Source organism: Bradyrhizobium sp. Leo78 (assembly GCF_059512425.1).
In genome coordinates this window covers 36,739-51,999 of record NZ_JCAMOT010000049.1, presented here as the reverse complement: position 1 = coordinate 51,999, position 15,261 = coordinate 36,739, and the positions used below count along the sequence as shown (strand labels likewise).

Genomic DNA, 15,261 nt, shown 5'->3' with positions numbered 1-15,261 from the left:
CCAAGGCTTCCTCCTAAAAGAAAGCCTTGAATCACGTTCCGTCTGATTTGAGAATCCCAAGAGTCCACACAGCCTAGCGCGCCTGCGATACCTCCAATGAGCTGGCTCACAATATAGCCAATCGCTTCATCGACGCGCATTTCGCCGGCGGCGAGCACGCCGATGGTGACGGCGGGGTTCATATGCCCGCCCGAGATGGAGCCATAGGCGAAGACGAAAGCCATGATAGTAAATCCATGGGCAAAGGCGATGGCGGCGATACCGGGCAGGCCAACGCCATCGCCGACCACGGCCGCAGCACCGGCGCCGATGAATACGAATGCAAATGTGCCGATGAACTCCGCGAGGAGCTTGGATGCAATCCGGTTGGACATCATTGACTCCAAAGATGAGCTGACCACTCGGCGTGATCAGGTCGCGCCGAGGAACGATAGGTTCGTGGGGAGTGACCGGCGGCACCCGCGGGAGCGCCGCCGGTCGGCTAGAGCGATCAGGTTTACTCCGCAGCGGCCGTCGGCGATTTGGATTTTATGCCCAGCGCCTGCGCGACGCCTGCGCCGTACGCCGGATCGGCTTTGGTGCAGTTCGCGATGTGGCGTTGTTTGACCTCAAGTCGGGCATCACCCATGGCGCGGGCGGTGTTCTCGAACAGCACCTTTTGCTGCGCGGGGCTCATCTTGCGGAACAGATTGCCGGGCTGCTCATAGTGATCGTCCTCGACGCGATGGTCCCAATAGGTCGCATCGCCCTCGATCGGCAGCGGCGGTTCGATCAGTGCTTCATTGCGGTCCATCCAGGCGCCCTTGCTGTTGGGCCAATAGCTCGGCGTGGCGCCGAGATTGCCGTCGGTTCGCATCTGGCCGTCGCGATGATAGCTGTGGAACGGGCATTTCGGCGCGTTCACCGGGATCTGGTTGAAGTTGATCCCGAGCCGGTAGCGCTGCGTATCGCCATAGGAAAATAGCCGCCCCTGGAGCATCTTGTCCGGCGAGTAACTGATACCTGGCACCAAATTAGCCGGCGAAAAGGCGGCCTGCTCCACCTCGGCGAAGAAGTTGTCTGGATAGCGGTTGAGTTCCATCACGCCGACCTCGATCAGCGGGTAGTCACCCTGCGGCCACACCTTCGTCAAGTCGAACGGATTGAAACGGAAGGCCTTGGCCTGTGCGTCCGTCATCACCTGGATGAAAAGCGTCCAGCGCGGGAAGTCACCGCGCTCGATGCTCTCGAAGAGGTCCCGGCCGTGACTCTCGCGATCATTTGCGACGATAGCCGCAGCTTCCTGGTCGGTGATGTTCTGGATGCCCTGCTGCGTACGGAAGTGGAACTTCACCCAGATGCGCTCATTGGCGGCATTGATCATCGAGAAAGCATGGCTGCCGTAGAGGTGCATGTGCCGGAAGCTCTTCGGAATGCCGCGCTCGGACATGGTGATGGTGACCTGATGCAGCGCCTCCGGCAGCATGGACCAGAAATCCCAGTTGTTGTCGGCCGAGCGCATGCCGGTGCGCGGGTCGCGCTTGATCGCGTGGTTCAGGTCCGAAAAGCGTAGCGGATCGCGGAAGAAGAACACCGGCGTGTTGTTGCCGACGATGTCCCAGTTGCCTTCTTCGGTGTAGAACTTGATGGCGGTGCCGCGGATGTCGCGCTCGGCGTCGGCGGCGCCGCGCTCCCCGGCCACGGTCGAGAACCGAACGAACATCGGCGTCTTCTTGCCGATCTCCGAGAAGATCTTCGCCTTGGTGTAGTGGGTGATGTCGTGCGTAACGGTGAAAGTGCCGTGTGCCCCCCAACCCTTGGCATGCATCCGGCGCTCCGGGATCACCTCGCGGTCGAAATGCGCCAGTTTCTCGATCAGCCAGATATCTTGCAACAGCGCAGGACCGCGCGGCCCGGCGGTCTGAATGTTGAGATTGTCCGTGACAGGCATACCTGACGCGTGGGACAGCGGCGGGCGTTTGGATATGTCGTTCATTGGATTGCTCCGGTGGGAGAGTGATGGGCGTGTGGCCGCGTATGGCTCCTGAGGCATCGAGAACCCAGAAACGCAGCACTCTGCGGCGGCACCACAGATTGCTTTGCAACGTCGGCTCGTGACGAAATGCATGCGCAGAACTGGTCGAATTGAATGTACTCATCCCTTTCGCGGCAACTTTGGTTCGATTGCCAAGCTTAAGGTGGTCTTGCCCTAATCTAGGAGCCGCAGAGCTTGTTTAGCTGCCGACCCCTGGCGCCACCAGCAGAGGCGTCCATTTGTTCTTTGGGCTGACGACATAAAGGACGAGACAATGAAACTTGCTACAATCGCATTAGCCGCCGCGTTCGCACTGTCCGGTACATTCGCGTTCGCAAAACCATTGCGTCACCACTCGAGAGTCCTAACCGGCATGAGCCGGATGCATCGGCCCTCGAACTATGGCAACCCGAACGGCACTGCAGCCGGTCCGACCACATTGAGCGGAACTGGCTCTTCTCAGTTCGGTGGCGACTCTCCCGGTACCAGCGGCTACAACTAAGGTGCTTAGTAATACACTGCTCGGTGTCTGGATCGCCGTCACGCGGTCCCGGCGGCAACCTCTCTGCCGCCGGACCCGTGCTTCTAGCCGTGCTCCTCGCCGCGTCGCGCTTGATCGGCAACTCGAGAAACCCGCAGTTATTCCGCCGCAGCTGGCCAGCGCTCGGCCCACGCCTGAGTCTGGCCCATGCACCTACCGAGGTCTCGACAAGAGCAGCCACGAGCGCCTCGTCCGCATAAGTCATCGCGCCTTAGCGCTTGGCGAGATCACAGATGTGGTTTCGTCAGGAGGCGCTCACGTCGTTCTTTGGCGGACCGTCTCGCCGCAATCCGTACCTTATCGTACGCCCGCACCTCGATCTGGCGAATGCGCTCACGTGAAACGTTGAACTCGATCGCCAGTTCGTCCAATGTGCGTGGTTCATCGATGAGATGCCGCGCCAGAAAGATGCGCCGCTCTCGATCGCCGAGAACGCCAATGGCGCGGACAAGCGCTTCGTGCCGGTAATCCATTTCGTCATGGTCGAGGACGATGGCTTCCGGCGAGGGGCTCTCGTCAACGAGATGATCCTGCCATTCGCTGGACGTTTCTCCCTCACGTACGGGCGCGTTTAGCGAGGTATCTCCGGTCAGGCGCCAATTCATGTCAACGACGTCCTGATCGTTCACTCCGAGGGTGGTCGCAATTTCCGTGACCTGTTCGGGGCGCAAATCGGCGTTGTCGAGTGCCGCGATCTTGGCCTTGGCTGAACGCAGTTTGAAGAACAGCTTCTTCTGGTTCGTCGTAGTGCCCATTTTCACCAGCGACCAGGATCGCAGGATGTAGTCCTGTATTGAGGCCTTTATCCACCACATCGCATAGGTCGCGAAGCGGAAGCCCATCTCGGGTTCGAAACGGTTGAGGGCCTGCATTAGGCCGACATTGGCTTCCGCTATCAAATCCGAGATCGGCAGGCCATAACCGCGGTAGTTCATCGCGATTTTGGCCGCCAGGCGCAGGTGGCTGGTGACGATCTGGTCCGCAGCCTTGCGATCGCCGCGCTCTCGCCAGCGTTTGGCGAGCCGGTACTCCTGCTCTCTCTCCAAGAGCGAGAAGCGTCGAATAGCGGCCAAATAGCCTGATCCGGGGTTCTCCGCAGGAGGCGCGTTCGTACGGCGAGTGGTTGGTGCGGACCGATTGCAAGGAATTTCCTGCGCGCCCACCTCAGTTGCTCCGCTTGATGTCGACGTCGTACGATCAGTGATTCTCATCGTCATCGTTCATTCAGCAGGCGCTGGATCAGCCTGGCTCGCGGCCGCTGGCTTTTTTCCCCGAAAGAGCCAGGTCTGCAGCCGGTCGAGATAGATGTAGACAACCGGCGTGGTGTAGAGCGTGAGAAGCTGCGACAGCGCGAGGCCGCCCACGATCGCGTAGCCCAGCGGCTGGCGAAGCTCCGATCCGACCCCGCTGCCCAGCATCATCGGGACGCCGCCAAGCATCGCTGCCATCGTCGTCATTAGGATCGGCCGGAAGCGCATGATGCAGGCTTGATAAATGGACTCCTCGGCGGTCAGACCTTGTTCGTGTTCGACGTGCTGAGCGAAATCGATCAGCATGATTCCGTTTTTCTTGACGATGCCGATGAGCAGGATGATTCCGACAATCGCGATCACGCTGAGATCGTAGTGGGCCGCCATGAGAAGCAGAAGCGCACCAAGCCCGGCCGACGGCAGGGTCGATATGATCGTGATCGGGTGAATCACACTCTCGTAGAGCACGCCGAGGATAATGTAGATCACGAACAGTGCGGCGAGGATGAGGATCGGCGTGCTGGACAGCGCCGCGCCGAATGCTTGGGCGTTGCCTTGGAAGCTGGTCTGAAGCGAGAGAGGCTTGCCGAGGTCTTTCTCGATTTGCTGGATCGCGCTCACCGCCTGACCTATCGCGGTGCCCGGCAGGAGGTTGAACGAGATCGTCACCGACGGGAACTGGCCCTGGTGGTTGACCACGAGCGGTGCGACCTTCACCACCGAGTCAATCAGTGTGGTCAACGGCACCTGCTGCCCGCTCGACGATTTGACATAGATGCCGTTGAGCGCCTCGGGTGAGTACTGAAATTGCGGGTCGACCTCCATCACCACATGGTACTGGTTCAGAGTGGTGTACATGGTCGAGACGATGCGCTGACCGAACGCGTCGTCAAGGGTGTTGTCGATCGTGTAGGGCAGGATGCCGTAGGTGGAGGCCACTTCGCGCTTGATCGTGATGTCGAGGAGAGGTCCTGAATTGAGCTGATCGGTCGCAACGTCCGTGATCCCAGGCACAGCCTTAATCTTGTTCAGAAACAGCCCCGCCCAATGATTGAGCTCTCCAGGATCGGCGTCGTTCAGTGTGTATTGATACATTGTCTTGGACACGCGCCCGCCAATGGTGATGTCCTGGGCAGCTTGCATGTAAAGCGTGATGCCAGGGATCTTGGCGAGGTTGGTCCGCAGCCGCGCCATCACCTGGTCGATGTTGCCACGCTCACTCTTCGGCTTCAGCGCGATGTAAACCCGGCCGTTGTTGACGGTGGTGTTGCCGCCGCCGGCACCGATCGCCGAGCCGATCGAGGCAACGGCAGGATCCCGCATCAGCGCGTTGAGCAGTGCCTGCTGGCGCTCAGCCATGGCCTGAAAGGAAATATCCTGCGCTGCCTCTGAGAGGCCGATGATCAAAGCGGTGTCCTGTTCGGGAAAGAAGCCCTTAGGAATTCGCACGTAGAGGTAACCAGTCAGCGCGATAGTGCCGATAAGCGTCATGAGCGTGATGAAACGGTGGCGCAGCACGATCTTGAGGCCGCCCTCGTACAGCCTGAGCAGGCCATCGAAGCTGCGCTCGGAAAGCCGGTACAGCCGCCCATGCTCGTGGGTTTCCGGCTTCAGCAGGTATGCACACATCATCGGTGTAAGCGTCAACGAGATCAGCAGTGACAGCACGAGTGCCACGCTCACCGCGGCAGCGAACTCACGGAACAGCAGACCGACATAGCCGCTCATCAGGAACAGCGGAATGAAGACGGCGATCAGCGACAGCGTGATCGAAACGATGGTGAAGCCGATCTCGCCAGCTCCTTTCAGCGCCGCCTCGAACGGCGAGAGACCTTCCTCCATGTGGCGTACGATGTTCTCGATTACGACAACGGCGTCGTCCACCACGAAGCCGACTGCGATCGACAGCGCCATCAGGGAGAGATTGTCAAGGCTGTAGCCGAGCTCGTAGAGCACCGCGAAGGTACCAACAAGCGATAGTGGCACGGTCACGGCCGGAATAACGGTGGCCCAGAAGTTACGCAGGAATATAAAGATCACCATCACGACCAGTGCGACGGTCAGCACCAAGGTGAACTGAACGTCGCTGACCGAGGCACGGATTGTCTCCGTGCGGTCGCTGATGATATTGACCTGGACGGCGGGCGGAATCGATGCCTGAAGCGTCGGCATCATCGCCTTGATTCGATCTACCGTATCGATGACGTTGGCGCCCGGCTGGCGCTGGATCGCCATGATGATGGCGCGCCTTTGGTTGAACCAGCCCGCGATCAAGTCATTTTCCGGCGCACTTATGGCGCGGCCGACATCGCGTATGCGCACCGGCGCTCCGTTGCGATAGGCAATCACGAGATTGGCGTAGTCGTCGGCCGTCAGCAATTGATCGTTGGTGCTGAGCGTGTAGGTCTGGCGTGGGCTGTTGAGCGTGCCTTTCGGTAGATCGACATTCGCTTGGCCCAGCGCCGTCCGTACGTCCTCGAGATTGATACCGCGTGCTGCCAGGGCCTGCGGGTCGAGTTGCACGCGGACCGCGGGCTTCTGCTGACCGCCGATACCAACAAGACCGACTCCGGATATCTGCGAAATCTTTTGCAGCAGGATATTTTCTGCGTAGGCATCGACGGTGGTTAGCGGCAAGGTGTCCGAGGTCAGGCCGAGCACCAGGATCGGTGTGTCAGCCGGATTGACCTTCCGGATGGTCGGCGGATACGGCATGCCTACCGGCAGGTATGGGGACGCAGCGTTGATTGCGGATAGCGTATCGCTGACCGTCCCGTCGATCTGGCGGTTCAAATCGAACTGAAGGGTGATCTGTGTGTAGCCCAGCGCGCTCGCCGAGGTCATCTGCGTGAGGCCCGGGATTTCGCCGAACTGCAATTCGAGCGGCGTCGCCACCGAGGACGCCATGGTCTGCGGGTCAGCGCCCGGCAGCTGCGCCGTGACCTGAAGAGTCGGATAGTTGACGTTGGGCAGGGCCGCCACCGGCAACAGCGGATAGCTGACCAGACCGGCGACCAACAATCCGATCATCAGCAGGCCGGTCGCGATCGGACGATGGATAAACGCCGCCGATATGTTCATGGAATGGGAGCCTGCTGCGCGCTCTGAGCAGTGGCTTCCTGGGCCGCCTGACCGGTCAGCAGCGTGACACGCGTGCCGGGCTGCAACTTGTATTGCCCGTCGACCACGACCTGCTCGTTGGCTGTAAGACCGGAATCGATAAGTGCCTGCCCGCCATTGATCTGCGCGATCTTGACCGGTCGGGTCTGGACCGTACTATCGGAATTGATGACGTAGACATAGGCTCCATTCGGACCCTGTTGAACGGCCGAGGCAGCGACCGTCAAGCCATTATGCCTTGTATCGACAAGCAGCCGTGCATTGACGAGTTCGCCGGGCCAGAGCCGGTGCGATTGGTTTGGAAAATTTGCCTTGAGCTGAATCGAACCCGTCGTTTGCAGGATCTCGTTGTTGACCAGGCCGAGCACGCCTTGATCGAGCAGAGTTGTATTATCCTGGCTGTAGGCAAGGACCGGGAGTGGGGCATTGGTCCTTTGCTGTTGCTGCTGGATCTGCGCCAGAACAGTCTCTGGCAGCGTGAAGATCAGCGAAATCGGGTTGATTTGCGTGACGACGACAAGGCCGTTCGTACTGGACGGGCTGATGATGTTGCCGACATCGATCTGGCGAATGCCGACCACGCCATCGATCGGCGAGGTCAGGCGGGTGTAGCCAAGTTGTACCTTCGCCGCATCAATCAATGCCTGATCGGTCTTGATGGCGGCTTGCAGCTGCCCGACCTGCGCCTTTTGGGTTTCGATCAACTGCGGAGTGGCCCAGCCGTTCTTGCCCAGTTTGGTGTAGCGGGTGAGGTTGGCCTGGGCGTTGGTGAGCTGGGCCTGATCGCGTTCGAGAGTTCCGGTGTACTGCTCGACCATTGCTTCGTATGGACGTGGATCAATCTGCGCGAGCAGGTCGCCGGCATGTACGGTCTGGCCCTCCGTGAAGTTGATACTGATGATCTGCCCCTGGATCTGGGCGCGCACGACATCGGTGTTATACGCAATCACCGTGCCGACACCGCTAAGATAGATCGGTACGTCATGTTGGGCGACGACCCCGGCGACGACCGGCACCGCAGGCGGAGCGGGCGCGGCAGTAGCCTTGTCCAACGATTTGGTGCGCGTGAAGTACAGACCCCCGGCCACAATTGCGGCAGCAAGCAGCGCGACAGGAATGATGATTTTCTTTCTCATCGCCTCCCGCCTTCACAGGTTGAAACTGTTTCTCAGCAGCCGGCGGGCCTAAACGTCCCAGCGGTCGTCGTCCCGGACGAACACACCCCGGGCGTCCCGGTAGCGGTGGTTCCAGTGGCGGTCGTCGTAGAGGAAAGCTGGGACGGAGATGAAACTGTGGGTAACGTTGGGACCGGCGAACTCGATCCCATGGTGTTCAGATAGGACGATACACCGGGCGTCGGTACCACCATTGTGGGACTGACCCCAAGATTGCCGATCTCGGTGGATCCCAACGGAATTCCGGTTCGAGGGACGCCACCCGACGCTGTGGGCGAGGTCGATGTGGGAGTTGACGATGCGGCGATGCTGCCGGAGCCGGAGCCGCACATTCCCGACATGCCCGACGTGTCCAGTGTTCCCGAAGTCATCGAACCTCCTGAACTCGCCGGCATTCCCGACGGCGCGGACATTCCAGATGTTGCCGAGGTCGCCGGCGTTGCACCGCCAACAGCCATTCCGCCGCCATCGTAAGTGGAGGTCGATCCGTACATCGTTGATGGCGACGTCCCGACGGTCGAACATGACGTGGCACCACCTGGCACTGCAATTGTGCCCGTCACGCCGCTGGGAGCCGGACTGATTCCGGGGGACACCAGTTCGGTGGCGCCAAGAGGAATGCCGGTCGGGGCAACTGTCGAACCAGACCCCAAGCTAAGTGGCGACGTCGCACCCATGCTAGGCGTCGGTGTAGGTATTCCCTGCGCCATGGCAACGTTGCAGATGAAGAGTGTCGGAAGCACAGCGGTAATCAGCGAGGATCTCATCGGCATTCTCCGTTTCTCAACCGCGTCGTTGCGGCGAGCACCCATGCCACTAAGTTTTTCGACCAGTCATTTTGGCCAAGGCTATCGGAGATCGCTCAACCCCGTTATTGCACCTGGGTCTCCCGTCATCGCAATTTGGTATCTTCGAATGTACTTCGGTATCGATGGTAGCCGCAGGTGTGGAATACGCGTGCGTCCTCTGGGTCGAACCGCCGCGAGTCGGTAATCTGGGTGCAGAAAACGCAGTCAGACCGCAATGACTTTGTCATCGCGGGTCTGCTGCGATGTCGGGTGGATAACCCGATCAGTAGTAGTCGTAGTTGCAGTAGTATGGCCGCGTGTATGGCCGATAGTACTGGCAATCAAAGCCGTAGTCGTAAAAGCCGTGACCATAACCGCGTCGTCCAAGGTGTTCGTGGCCCACATGCGCGATGTGACCTGCGCCGACGCGACCGACGTGACTTCCAATGTGATCCCCGCCAAAACCGTCAATGTGGCCTGCTCGAAGACCACCGATGTGACTTCCGCCGAAGCCACCCACGTGACCTCCACCAAAACCACCGATATGCGCTCCGCCGCCGAAGCCGCCGCCCATATGGCCTCCGCCTCCGCCAAATCCGCCGCCACCGCGCGCCTGCGCACCAGCCGCGACAAGGCTGCCGGCGAGCAGCGCAGTTGTCAAAATCATCATCACTCGTCCTTTCATGACATTCTCCTTTCAAAGTGGGCTTGGTTATCCGCCACAGGATTGTCTGAGGCTGGCACGGCCGGGGACGGCCACACACCGACTTCACAACAGAGATGAGCATGCGTAACTGGGCGCTCTAGTATACTTGCGTTCATTGGACTGAATGAGACGCGCGCTTGAGCAGGACAGAAGCGTGATGAAGGTATCGCGAAAGAGGCAGCGACGAAGACCCGGCGCGTGCCGGATCTTTGAAATGATTTCGGTGAGCTGGCGCCGCAGCGTGGAGTGTCGGCCGCTAAGTGGCGGGCTTCGAGCCGGGGTGAGCTGACGATACGCGCCAAACGGTGTTTCCGACGTCGTCGGCGATCAGCAATCTGCCGGCGCGATCGAGCGCCAGACCAACCGGCCGTCCGCGGGCGCGATTGTCTTCATCAAGGAAACCTGTGACGACATCCTGCGCCGGGCCGCTGGGCTTTCCACCTCTAAACGGCACGAAAACCACCTTATAGCCGTTGAGTGGAGTTCGATCCCAGCTTCCGTGTTCGCCGACGAACGCACCGCTTCGATAATCGGCGGGAAGATCGCCGCCTGCGTACATTGCTACTCCCAGGGGGGCCACGTGAGAGCTTAGCGAGTAGTCCGGCACAATGGCTCTAACCACCAGATCGGGGCGCTGCGGCTGGACGCGCGGGTCCAGATGCTGACCGTAATAGCTGTACGGCCAACCATAGAAGCCTCCATCCTGGACCGAGGTGAGATAGTCCGGGACCAGGTCGGGCCCGATCTCGTCTCGCTCATTGACGATGGCCCAGAGCCTGCCAGTTTCGGGCTCCCATTGAAGCCCGGTCGGATTACGTGTTCCGCTGGCGAAAATGCGATGGGCGCCAGATGCACGGTCGACCTCCCAGATCGCGGCCCGTTCATATTCGGCTCCGATACCGTTTTCGGTAATGTTGCTGTTTGATCCGACCCCAACATAAAGCTTCGAGCCATCCGGGCTTGCTAACAGGGTCTTTGTCCAGTGATGATCGATCGGGCCGCCGGGAAGATCGGTCAGTTTGGTTCCTGCGCTAGTGATGCTGGTCTGTCCGTCCTGGTAGGGATAGTGAACGATGGCATCGGTATTGGCGACGTAGAGGTCGTTACCAACGAGCGCGATGCCGAAAGGCGAGTTCAGATGGTCCAGAAAGACGGTCCGCACGTCGGGAATGCCGTCGCCATTGGTGTCGCGCAGCAGCGTGATCCGGTTTGCGTCTTTTGCTGCGGCGCCGGCGAACCACTTTGCCCAGGCAGTAACGATGTCCTTGGGGCGGTAAATCGGCGCCTTCGGACCGTTGCTCTCAACCACCAGCACGTCGCCGTTCGGGAGGACATAAAGAGATCGCGGATGCTCTAAGCCGGTGGCCAATGCCTGAACCTGTAAATTCTCGGGCACGGTCGGCTTTTGATCTTTTTGCCACCCAACTGGTTTCGCAATCCGAATCGGCGGCAGTAAATACTGCTGCAGGGCAGGCAACACTGGATGCGCGCCGATCTGGTCGCTTGGGTTGCCGCCGTTGTCGTCGCAACTAGCAAGTCCTACGCCGACAACGGCGACAAAGACGGCAGCGACACGCGACAGGTTCGCGGAACTGATAGTTTTGGGCATCATTTGTTTGCTCCAGCCTGCCTAGGAGACGTCAGGACCCAACCGGTCGGGGCCATGGCCAACAGAATGATGACGACGAGCGCAGAGAGCGTCAGGCCCGTCGGCACGACCGCCGTATAAGCGTCGCGGCTGTGAACGAGGACGTTGACCAGCGCAATGAGGACCGCGACGACGTAGCCAGTCACGCGAGCCCAAGCGGTCTTTTGCCTGCCGGTTGCAAGGTCTATCAGGGCAGCGATCGCCGCCAGGGCCGCCATGATCAGGCCAGCAGTTATCAGCCACGCCGAAAAATCTCCCCACATCACGTCCGTAGTCCGCCAATAGGCCAGATCGGTACCAAGCGCGCCCGTAAAATAGGCGACGGGAAAGGGCGTCAGTATTCGATGAATCGGACGACTGCCGGACTTGGCAACTTGGCCGGATGCAGGCCCGAAGCTCGGTTCCGTTATCGTGACGTGCTGCATTTCTTGACCCTCGTGGCTTGCCGGGAAGTGGTACCTGGGCTCCAGCGATAGCTGGAGTTCTCGTGCGACGCGTGTGGCTGCGGCTTCACCGTCGTGCCTCAAGCCAGACGCGGTCTCGCAGGAAAGCCTTCGCTTGTTGTGGATAATAGACAGGGAGCAAAGCCCGGCTCGGCGCCGATTGCTGTTTGTGCGCCATTTTTGCCGTCGATGTGTCGCAATCGTTGCTCGTCATCCCAGCGCCTCGCACGCAACATCGTCACGCGAGGCAAGCGCCGAAAGCGCCTTGCTCGATAGATCACGAGGTGCCGGAATCTCGGCTGGCCAATTGTCCGACCGCAGACCAATCGAGCTTGTCGCCGCCATGCGCCAGCAAAGTCAGGAACCGATCGCGAAGAAGACTCGCAACTGGCATTGGCACCTGCAAATCATCGGCAGCCGCCAGCACAAGCCGGATATCCTTGTAACCAAGCGGCGCGGCGAAGCCGGCGGGTTCGAACTTTGCCTCGACAATCAATTTGCCGTAAGTCTTGTAGACGGGAGCGTTGAAGAGGGTGGACGTCAGTATGTCGATATAGGCGCCGCGGTCGACGCCATCCTTGGCGACAAGCGCGACAGCCTCGCCCAATGACTCGATGACGGACGCAATGAGAAAGTTGCCACTGAGCTTGACGAGATTGGCAGCCTTGGGTTTGTCGGAAATCACGAATGTCTTGTTCCCGATCGCATCGAAGACAGATGCGAGTTCCTGAATCGTGCCCTTGTCGCCACCGATGACTACGGAAAGATCTCCGGCCGCGGCGACATCGGGGCGCCCAAACACCGGAGCTGCAACGAACCGATGACCGGCATTCGCGTGATCAGCCGCGAGGCGCTCTGATAGCGCCACGCTGATCGTGCTCGAGGAGACATGTATCCGGCCCGCTGGAAGGCTCGCGAGCAGCCCGTCAGCGCCACAAACGACGCTCTCAACCGCCGCATCATTGGCCAGCATAGTTATGACCGCATCTCCGTGACACGCGTCAGATATGCGCGACGCAGCGACAGCGCCCTTTTTCACTAATTCGGCGCCCTTCGATGGCGTCCGGTTGTAGACTGTCACGTCGTGGCCGGCCCGCAGGAGCGAGGAAGCCATCCCATGGCCCATTTGGCCGAGACCTATAAAGCCGATTTTCATTCTGCAAACTCCAGCACTCTGGCGTGCGCATTACGCTCGTTGTCGTGACATTGCGACCAACCGGTTGAGAGCTTCCAGCGTGAAGCTCAGGAAGGATGGATCGACGATGCCGTCTTTCATCTTGCTGGCAATGCCGCCGAGAACGACTTGGGGTCCGGTCAGGATGCGGGCAGGGATCGAGAGAAGCGTCTCGTTGACCTGCGCATGGGCTCGCACGCCGCCAGTAAAGGCAGGGGAGACCGTTATGACCAGCACCGGCTTGTCGATCAGCACGGACCTTCCAAACGGGCGCGAGGCCCAGTCCAGGGCGTTTTTCAATACGCCGGGAATACCATGATTGTATTCCGGCGTCACGATGACGACACCATCGCTGGAATCGATGGCATTTCGAAACAGCCGTATCTGTTCCGGTCCGTCAGCTCGATCCTCATCCTCGCTGTAAAGCGGAAGCCGCAGGTCGCAGATTTCAAGACCCACCGACCGCGGAAGATTGTCGCGCAGGCTCGACAAGGTCGCACGTGAATAGGAAGCTTTACGCAAGCTGCCAGGTAGGCCAACAAGGCGCGTTGGTATGACAAGGTCATGCATTTTGGGTGCTCCAAGGAAGCAGTAGGCCAACCGCCCGGCAGCACACCGACCGCGCGTCCGCCGACAAAGAAGGAAGCGGCCGTCCATTTAGGGACGAATGAACGGCCGCAGCAAGCCTGGTCGTTCGGGAGGAGGGGTCACCAGGCGGCTGTGATCTAGCAGTTCCTGGGAAATGCGGCTTTGTCGTTGTTGCGGTATCGAGGTGGATATTGCCCTTCCTCGCTTCAACAGGCCATCGACTGTCGCCTGCAACAGCGGGCTCCACGTCTGGCATCCGGCGCTGTTCCACCGGAACCGAGAGCATGAGAGCCAATGTCGCTTCGTTACCAGCCATCGCCGCGAAGTTCGGATTGTTGAGCTCGGTCCCAAAATTGATGAAGCCTGTGGACTTTTGCTCGAGCTCGATGAAGCCGAGCGAGCCATTGTTGAACACCACGACCTTCGCCGGAAGCCGGTGCTGCGCAAGCATAAGCAAGTCGCCCATCAGCATGGTGAATCCGCCATCGCCGGATAGCGAGATCACCTGTCGTTCGGGAAAAGCGGCTTGCGCCCCAATCACTTGCGGCATGGCGTTGGCGATCGAGCCGTGCCAGAATGAGCCGATCAGCCGCCGCTTGCCGTTCATCGCCAGATAGCGGGCCGCCCACACCGTCGGGAGACCCACATCGCAGGTGAAGACCGCGTCATCGGCGGCGAGGTCGCTGATGGCCTTGGCGACCTGCTGGGGGTGAATCAGCCTCTTGCCGCTCGGACGGGCAAGCTCATCGAGGCCTTTGCGCGCTTTCCACCATCTCGCTTCACCTCCAGGCGTGGCAGTAGCGCATCGATCGTCGCGCGCACATCGCCGATCACCGCGAGATCGACCGGCGCGCGGCGCCCGATGGCCTCCGCCCTCAGATCGACCTGGGCGATTCGCACCGATGAACCGCGCGGATAGAACTGCCGGTAGGGGAAATCAGTCCCGAGCATGAGCAGGACGTCGCAATCGAGCATTGCGTAATAACCCGATGAAAAGCCGATGAGGCCGGTCATGCCGACGTCGTAGGGATTATCCCACTCGACGTATTCCTCGCCTCTCAGCGCGTGAACGACAGGCGCCTTGAGGCGCTCGGCGAGCGCTACGACCTGATCGTGCGCGCCTTGACACCCCGACCCGCAGAGCATCGTCACGCGCCCATTGCCGTTGAGCAGTGCGGCCAATCGATCCAAGGCCTCGTTTGCTGTCGGCACAGCGGGTCGGGCCGGCAGGAGGTTCGCGGGCTGCGGATCCGATCCCGTTGCTGCCGGCTGCAGCGCGACATCGCCAGGGATGACGATCACGGAAACGCCGCGGTTTGTCACGGCCTGACGGATGGCGAGTTCCAGCGCGCGCTGCATCTGGCCTGCACCGGAAACGAACTCGCAATAGTGACTGCATTCCTTGAACAGCCGCTCCGGATGAGTTTCCTGGAAATATCCCGAGCCGATCTCACTCGACGGGATTTGCGCGGCGATGGCCAGTACCGGCACTCTGGAGCGATGACAGTCAAACAGCCCGTTGATGAGATGCAGGTTACCGGGTCCGCAACTGCCCGCGCAGACCACAAGCTCACCAGTGAGGTGGGCGTCCGCTCCGGCTGCGAAGGCCGCAACCTCCTCATGACGGACATGTATCCATTCGATCTTGCCGTTGCGGCGAACCGCGTCCGTCAATCCGTTCAGGCTGTCGCCGACGATGCCGTAGATGCGCTTGGCGCCAGCTGCGATGAGGACACTTACGAACTGGTCCGCCACTGTTCCGCTCATGCTGTTTCCTTTCAAAGAAGCCAATGCCTTTCCCGCGTCGCCGCGAT

Annotated in this window: 11 protein-coding genes and 1 pseudogene; 2 read left to right on the top strand and 10 right to left on the bottom strand. The window is 60.2% G+C overall.

Annotated features, from left to right (window positions below; translation table 11 throughout):
* The 5 genes from AC5ZG1_RS37445 to AC5ZG1_RS37425 all read right to left on the bottom strand — a co-directional run.
* Positions 1-374, bottom strand: a 374-nt coding sequence (locus tag AC5ZG1_RS37445; RefSeq protein ID WP_496135888.1) for an aquaporin, incomplete at its 3' end; no start/stop codon positions are given.
* A 122-nt stretch (positions 375-496) separates the two neighbouring features.
* Positions 497-1,975, bottom strand: coding sequence for a catalase (locus tag AC5ZG1_RS37440; RefSeq protein ID WP_456646057.1), 1,479 nt, complete (start codon positions 1,973-1,975; stop codon positions 497-499).
* 807 nt (positions 1,976-2,782) lie between these two features.
* Entirely contained in the window at positions 2,783-3,703 is a 921-nt protein-coding gene (gene rpoH, locus AC5ZG1_RS37435; protein WP_496135891.1) for an RNA polymerase sigma factor RpoH, read from the bottom strand.
* A 72-nt stretch (positions 3,704-3,775) separates the two neighbouring features.
* Positions 3,776-6,886, bottom strand: coding sequence for an efflux RND transporter permease subunit (locus tag AC5ZG1_RS37430; RefSeq protein WP_456646056.1), 3,111 nt, complete (start codon positions 6,884-6,886; stop codon positions 3,776-3,778).
* Positions 6,883-8,061, bottom strand: coding sequence for an efflux RND transporter periplasmic adaptor subunit (locus AC5ZG1_RS37425; RefSeq protein WP_456646055.1), 1,179 nt, complete (start codon positions 8,059-8,061; stop codon positions 6,883-6,885). Before AC5ZG1_RS37425 ends, AC5ZG1_RS37430 begins: the two co-directional genes overlap by 4 nt.
* A 324-nt stretch (positions 8,062-8,385) precedes the next feature.
* Here AC5ZG1_RS37425 and AC5ZG1_RS37420 point away from each other — a divergent pair, with 324 nt between their 5' ends.
* Together AC5ZG1_RS37420 and AC5ZG1_RS37415 are read left to right on the top strand one after the other, a co-directional pair.
* Complete coding sequence (locus tag AC5ZG1_RS37420; protein WP_456646054.1) at positions 8,386-8,574, top strand: hypothetical protein; 189 nt, start codon at positions 8,386-8,388, stop codon at positions 8,572-8,574.
* 717 nt (positions 8,575-9,291) lie between these two features.
* Positions 9,292-9,672 (top strand): hypothetical protein, encoded by a 381-nt coding sequence (locus AC5ZG1_RS37415; protein WP_496135887.1) that lies wholly within the window; start codon positions 9,292-9,294, stop codon positions 9,670-9,672.
* Between the two features lie 178 nt (positions 9,673-9,850).
* Here the strand turns inward: AC5ZG1_RS37415 and AC5ZG1_RS37410 are convergent, their stop codons facing one another.
* From AC5ZG1_RS37410 to poxB, 5 genes and pseudogenes are all read right to left on the bottom strand, one after another.
* Positions 9,851-11,203, bottom strand: coding sequence for a PQQ-dependent sugar dehydrogenase (locus AC5ZG1_RS37410; protein ID WP_496135890.1), 1,353 nt, complete (start codon positions 11,201-11,203; stop codon positions 9,851-9,853).
* Positions 11,203-11,667, bottom strand: a complete 465-nt coding sequence (locus tag AC5ZG1_RS37405; protein WP_496135886.1) for a DUF2231 domain-containing protein — start codon at positions 11,665-11,667, stop codon at positions 11,203-11,205. Before AC5ZG1_RS37405 ends, AC5ZG1_RS37410 begins: the two co-directional genes overlap by 1 nt.
* 295 nt (positions 11,668-11,962) lie before the next feature.
* Positions 11,963-12,841, bottom strand: a complete 879-nt coding sequence (locus AC5ZG1_RS37400; protein ID WP_496135885.1) for an NAD(P)-dependent oxidoreductase — start codon at positions 12,839-12,841, stop codon at positions 11,963-11,965.
* Positions 12,842-12,871: 30 nt separating this feature from the next.
* Positions 12,872-13,429 (bottom strand): NADPH-dependent FMN reductase, encoded by a 558-nt coding sequence (locus tag AC5ZG1_RS37395; RefSeq protein ID WP_456646050.1) that lies wholly within the window; start codon positions 13,427-13,429, stop codon positions 12,872-12,874.
* 283 nt (positions 13,430-13,712) lie between these two features.
* A pseudogene (gene poxB, locus AC5ZG1_RS37390) lies at positions 13,713-15,214 on the bottom strand (ubiquinone-dependent pyruvate dehydrogenase); the annotation flags it as partial.
* Between the last annotated feature and the right edge of the window lie 47 nt (positions 15,215-15,261).